At 74.4% G+C, this 11,552-nt stretch carries 9 protein-coding genes; 4 read left to right on the top strand and 5 right to left on the bottom strand.

What is annotated here, in order from left to right:
• Positions 1 to 124: 124 nt before the first annotated feature.
• On the bottom strand, positions 125 to 259 hold the full coding sequence (locus AB0O19_RS23465) for a hypothetical protein (protein WP_363581109.1): 135 nt from the start codon (positions 257 to 259) through the stop codon (positions 125 to 127).
• Positions 260 to 1,056: 797 nt separating this feature from the next.
• Positions 1,057 to 1,617, bottom strand: a complete 561-nt coding sequence (locus AB0O19_RS23460) for a hypothetical protein (protein WP_363622031.1) — start codon at positions 1,615 to 1,617, stop codon at positions 1,057 to 1,059.
• Between the two features lie 294 nt (positions 1,618 to 1,911).
• On the opposite strand from AB0O19_RS23460, the gene AB0O19_RS23455 reads away from it, so the two are divergent.
• Positions 1,912 to 2,835, top strand: coding sequence for a hypothetical protein (locus AB0O19_RS23455; RefSeq protein ID WP_363622029.1), 924 nt, complete (start codon positions 1,912 to 1,914; stop codon positions 2,833 to 2,835).
• Positions 2,836 to 3,006: 171 nt separating this feature from the next.
• On the opposite strand, the gene AB0O19_RS23450 is transcribed toward AB0O19_RS23455, so the two are convergent.
• Positions 3,007 to 3,750, bottom strand: a complete 744-nt coding sequence (locus AB0O19_RS23450; RefSeq protein ID WP_363622028.1) for a hypothetical protein — start codon at positions 3,748 to 3,750, stop codon at positions 3,007 to 3,009.
• Positions 3,751 to 3,801: 51 nt separating this feature from the next.
• Positions 3,802 to 5,112 carry an MFS transporter gene (locus AB0O19_RS23445; protein ID WP_363622026.1) on the bottom strand — a complete coding sequence of 437 codons (1,311 nt, stop codon included), beginning with the start codon at positions 5,110 to 5,112 and terminating at the stop codon, positions 3,802 to 3,804.
• 698 nt (positions 5,113 to 5,810) lie between these two features.
• On the opposite strand from AB0O19_RS23445, the gene AB0O19_RS23440 reads away from it, so the two are divergent.
• Positions 5,811 to 6,803, top strand: a complete 993-nt coding sequence (locus AB0O19_RS23440; RefSeq protein ID WP_363622025.1) for a hypothetical protein — start codon at positions 5,811 to 5,813, stop codon at positions 6,801 to 6,803.
• A gap of 38 nt (positions 6,804 to 6,841) precedes the next feature.
• On the opposite strand, the gene AB0O19_RS23435 is transcribed toward AB0O19_RS23440, so the two are convergent.
• Complete coding sequence (locus AB0O19_RS23435; RefSeq protein ID WP_363622023.1) at positions 6,842 to 8,194, bottom strand: hypothetical protein; 1,353 nt, start codon at positions 8,192 to 8,194, stop codon at positions 6,842 to 6,844.
• Between the two features lie 336 nt (positions 8,195 to 8,530).
• Between AB0O19_RS23435 and AB0O19_RS23430 the strand changes: the two genes are divergently transcribed.
• Both AB0O19_RS23430 and AB0O19_RS23425 read left to right on the top strand, forming a co-directional pair.
• Positions 8,531 to 9,610: an acyltransferase domain-containing protein gene (locus AB0O19_RS23430; RefSeq protein WP_363622021.1), complete on the top strand. Its 1,080-nt coding sequence runs from the start codon at positions 8,531 to 8,533 to the stop codon at positions 9,608 to 9,610.
• On the top strand, positions 9,607 to 11,544 hold the full coding sequence (locus tag AB0O19_RS23425; protein ID WP_363622019.1) for a hypothetical protein: 1,938 nt from the start codon (positions 9,607 to 9,609) through the stop codon (positions 11,542 to 11,544). Before AB0O19_RS23430 ends, AB0O19_RS23425 begins: the two co-directional genes overlap by 4 nt.
• Positions 11,545 to 11,552: the final 8 nt, after the last annotated feature.

The following is an 11,552-nucleotide window of genomic DNA, read 5'->3' as shown; positions in this document are numbered from 1 at the left end:
GCGTACGAGTGGGTTCCGGGCGGGCCTGGCGCTCGGAGGCGTGCGGAGCGGGCTCGGAGCACTGGTGTCCTGCGCCGGAGATCCGGCGCAGGACACCAGGAGCAGTACCGGTGATCCGACCGGGCTACACGGGGGTGTTGATGACGGAGACCATGCCGAAGTGGTGGTGGGCGATGGAGAGGTCGCCCTGGGTGTCGCCGCCGGTGGGGGTGATCATGGCGGAGGAGACGGCGTACTTCCTCGGGCCGCCGCTCTGCATCAGGTAGGGGATGCCGATGGTGGCGGGGGTCTGCGGTCCGAGGGCGCCGAGCCCCGGGGGGACGGAGAGCCGGTAGACGGAGGGGATGGCGGGGTCGTTGTTCTCGTAGAGCGTGGTGAGGCCGGGTGGGCGGCCGGTGGTGGGGATCTGGGTGTAGAAGGGGGTGGAGAAGGTGAAGTTCGCGGGGCTCTCGGGAGGTGCCGTCGCTGACGGACGGCAGCGACGCGACGTTGGCGTAGAACGGGGTGATGACCTTCAGCGACACCGGTCCGGTGGCCGCGGTGCCGCTGAAGTTGCCGATCGTGACCTGCACGGTGGCCGTCCCGCCGCCCATGTAGGTGCCCGCGTCCGCCGAGCAGTACAGGTTCACGCTGTTGAGCGCGTCCGGCCGACGGGCGGCACCTGAGGGGGCCACGGACCGGTCCTCGGCTGCGGCTGCTGCGGGCACGGCTGCGCCCAGGCCCACCACGGCGGCACCCAGCCCTGCGGCCCTGAGAAGGCTTCGGCGTGCCACCGGTGCTGCCCCCGGCCCGCCGGACTCGTCCTCTTCGCGGATTCCATCGACCATGTCTGCGCCTCCATCGGCACGTAGCGGTGAAGCGGGCTTCCAGCCCAGCGGTTCGCACTCTGACATGTGGTCATGTCGCAGCGCGATCAACGCGCTTGACGGCATCCGGTCCGCCACCGTGCCGGAGTCGACGCGGCAACGGTGCACGCCTTCCAAGCAGTGGCCACAGGAATGGCGCGCCCCCGGGCGTCGGATGTTGCCCGGGGGCGCGGGAGCGCGTGCTGTGCGCTCAGAGCGAGGCGAGGCTGAAGTCCACCTCGTGTTTCCCGGTCAGGGCGGTCACCCCGGTGTCGCAGGAGCCGGTGATGCCGGACAGGTCGAAGCTGCCCTGGTAGCTGTTGAGGGGCAGGAGGGTGCTGGTCACGTCCGTGATGCCGGTCTCGTCGTTGGTCACCTCGCTGCCACCCGAGTTGCCCTTCTCCCCGCCCTGGAAGGAGACGGTGGTGCGGCCGAGGTCCCTGTTGTCGACGTCGTACCAGGTGAAGGTCGCCGTTCCGGAGAAGGGATGGTAGGACACGCAGGAGAACGTCCCGGTGCCGACCGAGGAGATCGTGCCGTGGTCGACGTTCGAGTTGGTTCCGGCGGCGCTGTAACAGTCGTCGAGGCTGCCTTCGACCGTGTACGAGTTCGATGCCGCCGCGTCGGTCACCGGGTTCTTGAACGTCAGCGTCACCGGCCCTGAGCAGGTCAGGTCCTTCAGTACCTCCGTCGCGTGCGCGGACCCGGCCGCCCCCGGGATCGCTACGGCCAGCAACCCGCCCGCGGTCGCCGCCACCATCAGACGCCTCATCGTGTGCTCTTCTTCCTGTTCGTCGGTGTCGTGCCTTGGCGCCAAGAATCCCCGGTACTCGATCAACCGGTACATGCGCGCTGTCGGCGCACTCCGTGTCTCATCCGGACAGGCGTACCCAGCCGACCGGGAAGCCTTGCTGCCGTTCGGCTGTTCGTCTACGTGCGCGAGCCCGGGGCGCCGCGGAGCGGGCGGGCCCGGTGGCCGTTGCCGGCGCCCCGCTGAGGGCGGGCCGGGTCACCCGATCCCCCCTCCGGCGTCGCGGGAGAACCGGGGCCGCAGCACTGTTTGAGCATGAGCGACGACCATGGTGTGACGGCCGGAGCCCGTGTGAGGCCTGCCCGCCCCCGGAGGGTGCGCGCCGCCCTCGGTTCCGGATGCCTCGCGGGGGCGCTGGTCCTGCCGGCCGGCGTCACCGCGCCCGCCCGGGACGCGACCACCCGGACCTTCACCAGCGACGCCACGTTCACCGTCCCGGACGGTGTCACCGGCATCACCGTCACCCTCGTCGCGGCGGGTTCCGGGGGAGGCGGCGGGGGCGGGGGAGGAGGCACAGGCCTCTTCAAGAGCGGCGGCGGGGGCGGGGCGGGAGGCGGCGGCGGGGGAGGCGCCCGGGTCACCTGCACCCTGGCCGTCACCCCCGGCGACGTGCTGACCCTCACCGTCGGCACCGGCGGAGCCGGTGGAGCGGGAGGCGCCAGCGGTGAGGAGGCCGACCCGGGTGCCGACGGCGGTGCCGGGGGCGCCGGGGGCCGGTCCACTCTCACCGGCGGCGCAGCCGTCCTGGCAGCCGTGGACGGCGGGTCACGGCCCGGGGGCGGGGGCGCGGGCAGCGTGCTCGGAGGCGCCCGGGGAGGGGGAGGCCACGGCGGAGGGAGCGTCCCCGCCTCCGCCTCCGCCTGCAAGGGCGGAGGGCCCGGCGGCACAGGCGGATCCGACGGTGACCTCGGCGCCGGTGGTGAGGAAGGCCTCGACGTGACACCGGCCACCGTCGGCGAGACCGTCCCCGGCAGCACAGGTGGCGTGGGCGGCGAAGGCGGTGCAGCGGGGGCTCCTGTGCCGGCCGCCTGCCCCGTGGGCACCGGCGACGGCGGGGACGGCGGGGACGGCGGCGACGGCCAGGACTACGTCGGCAACTTCGACGACCCCCAGACCCCCGGCGAGGACGGCACCGAGGGCACCGCAGGCGGCAGCGGCTGCATCACCCTCACCTTCTAGAACAGCGGGCCGGGCCCCGACGCCGGCTTGATCGGCGTCGGGGCCCGGCGCTTCGTCAGGCCGCCGCGTCCAGGGGACTCGTCCGGTCCGGCCCGAGCCTGCCGGGCACCGCCCGCTCCGCAGCGAGGGGTGGGGCTTGCGGGAGCGCGGCGGTGGGGCGCCCGTTCGGGATCAGGCGTCCTGCGCGGGGACGAAGGGGACGGGCATGGGCCTGGCCGTGGGGGTGACCGTAGGCGTGGGAGTGGGGGTGACCGTGGGGGTGGCGGTGGGCGTGGGCGTGGGGGTGGCGGTCGGGCTGGATGTGGAGGTCGGTGTCGGTGTGGGGGACTGCGTGCCGGTGGGCAGCGTGATGGTGACCGTCCCGTCCAGCGTCATCGACTTCAGGCCGGTCGGGGTGCTGCAGGCCGTGAGGTCGATGTCGGACTTGACCGGGTCGAGGACCACCGTCCAGGTGGCGCCCTTGTAGCGGCCCGCGGTGATGCCGCCACTGAGGGGGTTGCTCGACTTGAGCAGGTCCTGGATCGGCTGCATGTCCCAGGTGAAGTCGGTGGTGCCCGGGTCCTCCGTGGTGGGCTGGCCGTTCGCGGTCTCCCAGGTGACGCGCTGCAGGGTGCCGGGCGCGTTCTGGTAGTTGCCGGCCGCGCAGGTCACGCCGTTGCCGAGGCCGGTCCCCACGTAGTCGGCCTGGGTGATGGGGGCGTCACCGGTGCAGTTGAGCAGTTTGGGGTCGCCGAGGGTGGCCGTGATGTTGTCCTGGGGGACGAGCGTGAGGCCGGAGCTGAAGGTCATCGTGAAGCTGTCCTCGCAGGTGATGACCTGGGGCACTCCGGCGGCGGAGGTGTCGTACACGAGCAGTCCGCCGACCAGGGTGCCTGCTGTGAGGGCGGCGGCCGCGATACCGATGGGGTGTTTCATGGGGTCGTGCCTTTCTCGGGGTGGGGGAACCCGGTGGTGCTGCGGGCCGGCTTACCCGGGGAGTCCGGGGGCCGGTGCTGGGGGACGGCTCGACGGGGTGGGGAGCCCGGAGCCCGACGGCCCGGCCGCTGCGGGGGAGCCGTCGTCCTCGCCGTGGCGCGCGAGGGTGAGGAGCGCCGTACCGCTGACCACCAGGACGGCGAGGACGTAGAGCGGGGTCACGGCCGGGGACTTGAACCAGTCGGCGGCCTCGGCGGTCAGGTAGGTGGCGAGGGTGCCGCCGAGGAGTCCGCCCAGTTGGTAGCCGACGGCGGCTCCGCTGAGGCGCACGCGGCTCGGGAAGAGCTCGGAGACCAGGGCCGCCTGGGGGGCGTACATCGCGGCGAATCCCACCAGCGACAGCAGGTAGGCGAGCACCAGGACCGGGGGAGAGCCGAAGCGCAGCAGGGGCGCGAACGCGGCGGCCCAGAGCGCCATGGTGATGGTCCCGGCCAGGCAGACCCGTCGTCTCCCGTAGCGGTCGGACAGCGCGCCGAAGAACGGGATCAGGGCGATCAGCGCGAGCGGAGCGAGGAGCGAGAGCGCGATCAGGGCGTTGAGCGACAGGCCGGCGACGCGCAGCAGGGTCAGGACGTAGTTGAACGAGAAGCCGAAGAGCACGACGTCGGCTCCGGCGGTGATCGCCGTGGTGACGAGCAGCTGCCTGCGGTGCCGGGCGATCAGTTCGACGACCGGCCGTCTGCTGCGGGCCCCGGTGAGGGCGAGCGTCCGGAAGGCGGGGGTCTCCTCGATCCGGGCCCGGGCCCACAGCCCCACCACCACCAGCACGGCGGAGAGCAGGAAGGGCAGTCGCCAGCCCCAGGTCATGAACTGTGCGGGTGTCAGCGCGCCGGAGACCGCCGTCATGGCCCCGAACGCCAGCAGGTTGCCCGCCGGTGCGCCGATCTGGGCCCAGCTCGACACCAGCCCCCGGCGCCCCGGTTCGGCGCACTCGTGCGCGACGACGGTGGCGGCTCCCCACGCACCGCCCAGGCCGAGCCCCTGGAGCAGGCGCAGCGTGACCAGCAGGAGCGGGGAGGCGAAGCCGATCTGGCCGTAGCCGGGCAGCAGCCCGACCAGGCCGGTGGAGGCCCCGGTCAGCAGCAGCGCGCCGACCAGGGCGGGGCGCCTGCCGTGGCGGTCGCCGAGGTGCCCGAAGAGGGCCCCGCCGACCGGCCGTGCCACCAGCGCGGCCCCGTAGAGGCCGATGCCGGTGAGGGTCGCCGCGAAGGGCGAGAGGTAGGGGAAGAACTGGTGCTTGAAGACCAGCACGGAAGCGTTGACGTAGAGGAAGAAGTCGTACCAGACGAGCGTGGTACCCATGAGGCTGACGATGACCGAGCGGCGGACATCGCGTGTCGCGAAGCGCACATCGAACTCCATTGCGTGTGACTGTCGTCACTTCTAGCAATATTCCAGCGCCGGTGGCATCGCGCCACGCAGGCCGCCGTCGGCTGGACTATTCGCGTGCGCACCGTACCTGTGCCCCGAACTCCGGAGACCCGCCCGGGCGCCCGGCGCGACCGGTTGGCCCTTCGTTCAACTCGTCTCCACCGCAAGGGCATTCGCGGCCCACTTGGTCGACTCGGCCTCTTGTCCGAATGCGGCGTTCAGGTTAATCCTGTCGCTGGTGAACCATTGTGGTGTGGATTGGATTCCGGCCGTCCGACCGTCCGGACAATGCGACTTCCATTCGTAGACGGCGAACCATCGGGTCGGATTCATGGAGAATCCGACTTTCACATCCGGCCCGTCGCCCGCTCCAGCCCCCGCCGCCCCCGCCGGAGCGCTGCCGGCCGTGCCCGCCTGACACCCGCGGGCGACACCTCTGTCCACGGCGCTGTCCGCAGCTCGCCGACGCGGCTCCACCGGGCACACTCGGAAGATCACCAACGGCGTCCGCGACCTTCGCCGGAGCCGAACGACGTGGCCATCCACCCTGGGGAGGAGCCGGCATGAACCGGTCCCGGTTGACGGAGCAGTCCGACGTGGCATCGGGCCCTGGCGGTCCGATCACCGTCTTGTCCGGCTACGTCCATCCGACGCGCGGACCGGTGACCTGCCCGGCGGCCCCGCTCGTGGCCGGGTGGCTCCACGAGCGCGGGTTCGCCGCCCGGATCGGTGCCGGCGGGATCCTGCCGGCGGGCCGGGGTGGGCGGCTGTTCGCCACGACCTACATCGACCTGGACGGGGCCGTGGTGGGGATCGCCGTGATCGCTCCGGCCCGCCAGGAGGCGGTGGCGGCGGAGGCCGTCCGCGTCTGGTCGGCCACGGTGCGGACCAGGCGGCTGATCGTCTGCGCGTCGGCGCCCGCGTGCGGGCCGACCCCGGTCGTCCCGTCCCAGCCCCTGGACCGGCTTCCCCCGTCCGCAGGGGGCGCCGGGCAGGCCGAGTGCCCGCGGGCGGCCGCGGCGTGGGCCGCCGTCCGGCAGTACGAGGTTCGCGGGGACACGGTCCTCGTGCTCGGCGGCGGCGGTTTCGCCCCGGCTGACCCCGCCGCGCAGCAGGCGGGGCGGGTCCGGGTGCCCGACGTGGCCGGGGCGCAGGCCCTGCGGTCCGTCGATCCCGAGCGGCTGTCCTTCGTCCAGCACCCGTGCTCACCGGTCGAGGAGGTCGCGGAGATCCTCGGGGTGCTGCGCGCGCGGTTCCCGCTGCTTCGAGGCCAGCACCCCGATCAGTGGTGCTACCGCTCCTCCGACCGGCGGCGCGCCGTCCGTGCGGTGGCGGAGTCCAGCGACCTGGTGCTGGTCTCCGCCGGCAGCACCCTGGCGGCGACGATCCGCTCCGGCGCGTTCGTGGCGTTCAACGGTCTGAACGCCCTGCGGCCGGAGGAGATCGCGGCGGCGGCGACCGTCGGTGTGATCGCCCCGCTGCGGGCTGCCGAGGGCGCTGTGGACGCGACGGATGCCGTGGTCGGGGCGATCGGCGGCCTGGGGCCGGTGAGTGTGGCCTACCACCGTACGGTCACGGAGGTCGCGACCGACGTCCTCGCGCGGACTCCGCGCCGGCCCTGACGGGGAGGAGGCCCGGCCGCTGCCGCGTGCGCGAATCGTCAGGCACGCCCCAGGGCGGTGGCCCGTTGGATGAGGTGGTCCGCGGCCGGCCGCCGGCGGTGGGGGAGCAGGAGCCCGGGCATCCGCGCCCTGGCCAGGTGGGCTCGGCGGGAGGCCAGCAGCGGGTAGACGTCGAGGAACTCGTGCCAGGTGGCGCAGGCGGCTTCGATGTGTCCGGCCGCCAGCTGGCGCTCGGCCAGTCGGCTGAGGACGACGGCACGGGAGCGGGACTCGCCCCGGGGCCTGCGGGCGGCGGACACCTCCAGGAGCTTGATCGCCCCGGCGGGGTCGCCGAGTTCGACTCCGACGAGGGCCCGCTGGTGGTCCCACGAGGCGCGGTGGTAGTCGCCGATCGGCGGTGGCGGGCCCGTGGCGTTCGTGAGGAGGTCGCGGGCGTCGCCGATGTGGCGCAGCGCGGCCGTCCGATCGCCGAGGGCGGCTTCGGACAGGGCGAGCTGCCCCAGGACGGAGGCGCGCAGCCGCGGCGCCGAGGAGCTGATGCGGCAGTCTGCGGCGGCCTGCGCCAGGCGCAGGCTCTGGCGCCGGTGGCCGAGTTCGTAGGCCTGGGTGGCCATGGCGCGCAGGGTCATCGCCTGGGCGGCCGTGTCGCCGGCGTGCCGGGCCAGGTCGAGGGCGAGGCGGTAGTACTGGCCGGCGAGGCCGTTGAGGTCGTCGTCGATGTGCATGAAGGCGCACAGGTAGCACAGTCGGGCGGTGGCTCCGAGGATGCCGAAGTGCCGGACGGGCGGGGCGGGTGCGGCGAGCATGGGCGCCGCCGTGGTCGCGAGGAACGCGGCGAGTGCGGTGCGGGCCTGGCCTCCGCCGTGGACGCGGTCGATCGCGGAGAAGACGGGCAGCAGCAGGGCGAGTGCGTCCGGCTGGGGCGGGGGCCCCTTCGTGCCCGCGGGTACCGACGCGCCGGTCGGGGCTTCGGTCCGGCCTCCGGTCAGGGCTTCGGCCAGGCCGGTCGGGCTTGCGGGCGGTGCGGGCGGCGGCTGGTAGGAGAGGAGGTTCCCGTGGCGATCGGGTGCGACGGCCGCCGCCGCGAGCCGCGCGAGCACCGCCGGGGAATCCGGCGCCGGGGTGTCCGGCGGCGGGTCGCCGAATCCGGCGTCGGCCAGGGTGACGGGCCGTCGGAGCCGACGGCCCAGCGCCGCGCAGACCAGGTGGGGGGCGGGCTTGCGGGGAACGGCCCCGGTGAGCCACTGGTGCACCGAGGCGCGCCCGTAGGCCCGGGCCCATCCGGATTCGGCGCCGATCTGATTGACGGCCCGGGCCAGTTGCTCTCCGGTCCATCGGGCTTCTTCGAGGAGTTCGCGAAGGCGGGCGTTCGGCACACGGCGGACGGCCATGTCTCTCCCGGCGGGTCGTCGACGCCGCGCTCACGGTGGCCCGGTCAGGCCTCCGCGGTACGCGGTCGTGCTGCGTACATCCCGCCATGCTATCCGCTCGCAGCGCCGCCGGGATGCCCGAATGGGATTCTCAACTCGATCTGATTCCTGGGAAGTTGACGCCCGGAAAAGCTTGACGGGCCGGCCGTCGAAAAGGGCCCGCGAGGGCGGCCGCAGCCTCCACCATCGGTGGCGTCGGGGCGTTTCCTTCGAACGTGCCCCAGGGTGGAGGCGGAATCCGTGATGTCCGGCCCGCAGCGTCCGCAGAGTCCCACGGCCACCGGAAAGTTCGTTCACATGTTCCCCGGGCAGGGGGATTTCAGTCTGACCCCGCTGTTGCGGACGCTTCCCCGCGTCGGGTCGCTGGCACGCGCGGTCGCCGAGGTCTTCGAGGAGGCCGACGTGGTCGCCGCCGAGTTCGGGGTGGCGCCGATCGGCCCCCGGCTGGCAGGCGGCTCCCACCTGACCGGCGGCTCCCGTTCGGGTGGCGGCTCCCACCTGGCAGGCGACTCCCCGCTCAGTGCCGGCGCGCTGGCCGCCGAGCCGGCCGGGACCGTACAACTCGCGCTGTTCGGTGTGTCGTTGGCGGTGCACCGCGCACTCGAAGCCGACGGCTGCCGGGCGCACCGTCTCCTGGCGGTCAGCTTCGGCGAGATCCCCGCGCTGACCGCGGCCGGATGCTGCTCGGTCGCCGACGGGGCCCGTCTGGCCTGCCGGCTCGGGCAGTTGCTGACCGGCCACGGCGGCGGCATGACACTGCTGGGCGCGGGCCCGGCCACAACCCGCCGGCTGCTCGCGGCCGCCGGGCCGGGCACGGGCGTGGTGGTGGCCTGCGTCAACCACGGCGGGGAGACGGTGGTCTCCGGCCCGCTCGACGGGCTCGCCGTCGTCGAACGGTCGGCGACGGCGCACGGCGTGGGGGCGCAGCGGCTGCGGCTCCCGTTCATGAGCCACCACCCGGCGCTCGTCCACGAGGCCGGTGCGTTCGCGCACTTCGCCCGGCGGCTGCGCCTGTCCCCGCCGCGCCGACCGGTGTACTCGGCGGTGGCGGGCCGGTTCTACCGCGCGGACAGCGATCTGCCGAGCGCGCTGTCCGCGTGCCTGGTCAGGCCTTTCGACCTGCCTGCGGTGTTCGGCGCGTCGATGGCGGACGCCTCGCTGGTCGTCGAGGCGGGCACCGGCAGCACCCTGGCGAACAGCGTGCGCAGGATCGACCCGCGGCAGGACGCGCTCGCGCCGGTCGCCGACGGCCAGTGGCCGACCGGCCCCCAGACGCCGCTGCCGCCCCCGTGCTCCTGCCCGCCTCCCGCCGCGCCGGGAGAGGGCACGTCGCACCACCACCACCCGACCACGACGGCCGCACGGGGGGACTCTTGAACACCGAACGGAGGCCCGGCGAGGAGGCCGGCGCGATCGACGTCCTGACCCGCCTCTCGGCGCTGCTCCCTCCCCGGCGGGCCTCGGAGTTCGGACAGCTCCTGGCGGACCACCGGGCCGAACACGGGGCGGCAGCCCTGCGCACGGACGTCAGCGCGCACCGGCGGCTGGCCCGCCTGGCGGCCTCGCTGCCGCCGGCGGTCGAGGTGGTCGCCGACGCGGAACTGCTGGCCGCGCTCAGCGAGGCGACGGCGCTGGCGGATCCATCGCTCTACCAGACCTTTCTCTCCCACTACACCCTGTGCGTCGGCTCGCTGGTCCTCCTGGGCGGCAAGACCGCGGACCCGGACGGCGCCCTCGCGCACGCACGCACCAAGGGATCCTTCCTGGTCACCGAGATCGGCGACGCCGGCAGCCACCTCGGGATCCGCACCGAGGCCCGGTTCGACCCGGCCCGCCGCGCGTTCACGCTGCACACCCCGGACCACCGGGCCGCGAAGTTCTCCTCCGTCGCGGCGCTCGGCCTGCCCCAGCAGGCGGTGGTCTGCGCACGGCTGCTGACCGGCGCCCGGGACGGGGGAGTGTTCTCCTTCCTCGTCGACATCACGGGGGCCGACGGCCGCCCGGCACCGGGCGTGTCCGTCTCCGGCCCGCTCCCGGTGGGCGCGCTCCCGCTGCCCTACGGCCTCGTCCGGTTCCACGGCGCCCGGATCCCGTACGACCGCTGGCTGGCGGACGGGGCCGGGATCGACGCCACGGGCGTGCTGCACGACCCGCAGCCGAGCGCCGACGCCCGCCTCCAGCGGACCCTGAGCTGCGGCCAGGGGCTGTGGGCCACCCTGCCGTCCGCGATGGCGGGCCTGGCGGGCCGCAGCGCGGCGATGGCCTGGCGGTTCAGCGCGGGCCGCCGCTCGCACGGCCGGCTGGCGCCCGGGAGCCCGGTCCTGGAGTACCGCACCCAGCAGCACGCCGTCGTCGGAGCGCTGGCCGTCGCCTTCTCCCTGCGCTGCACGGCCCGGGCTGCCCTGTCCACGTGGGCGGGGCTGCGCGCCGCGAAGCCCTCCGACGGGCCGGGCACGGCGATGACCTTCTCCCCCTGGGCCGCGGTCGACCGCTCGCTCGCCCTCCACAAGGCGCACAGCACCCGGGCCGTGGCGGACCTCGTCGACTCCCTCCAGCACCGCTGCGGGGTGTCGGGCCTCTTCGACCACAACCGGCTGCCGGGCTACCTCGGCTTCGCCCGCGCCTTCGACAACGCCGGCGGCGACAACACCCTCATCCTGCTCGACGCCGGCCGCGCCCTCGCCGAGGAGCGGGCACGCACCGATCGGCGGAGGGCCGGTCCGGGCCGGTTCCCGGCCGACCCGGGCCCGTCTTCGGCCGACCCGACCGACGCGGCGTGGTGGCCCGCGGTCGTCACCGCGCTGCAGGACCGGCTCGCCGACGACCTCGCCGCCGCGGCGTCGGCCCGTACCGAGGCGCTCCACGGCTCGCTCCAGCGAGACCTGGAGCTGTGGAACCCGCTGCTGGAGGACGCCCTGGAGCTGGGGGACGTCCAGGCCCGCCGGCTCGCGGCCGAGGCCGCGGTGGAGGGGACCGCCGCGCACGGGTGGCCCGTTCCGCAGGCGGCCGACCTCGCCGCGCTCGACGGCCTGCGCCAGGCCCGGCGCCTGGCCGGCCCCCTGCTGGCGACCGGCGTGCTCACCCCCTCGGCCGTACGCGCCCTGCCCGCCGCCATGGACGCCCTGTGCGACCGGTTGCGTCAGGCCCTGCCGGACATCGTGGCCGCCCTCGACCCCGGGGCGGGCCTCGCCCGCACCGCCCTCGACGAGCCCGACTACGCCGCCGCGCTCCTGGCCGCCCACGGCGCCCCTGCCGACGCCCCCGCCAGTTCCTCCACCGGCTCCTCCGACCGCACCGGGAGCACGTCGTGAACCGAAGG

Origin of the sequence: Kitasatospora sp. NPDC091276 (assembly GCF_040684355.1) — a bacterium.
Taxonomy (GTDB): domain Bacteria; phylum Actinomycetota; class Actinomycetes; order Streptomycetales; family Streptomycetaceae; genus Kitasatospora.
Note: the sequence above shows the minus strand (reverse complement) of the source record. Positions and strands in the feature narration are given on the sequence as shown.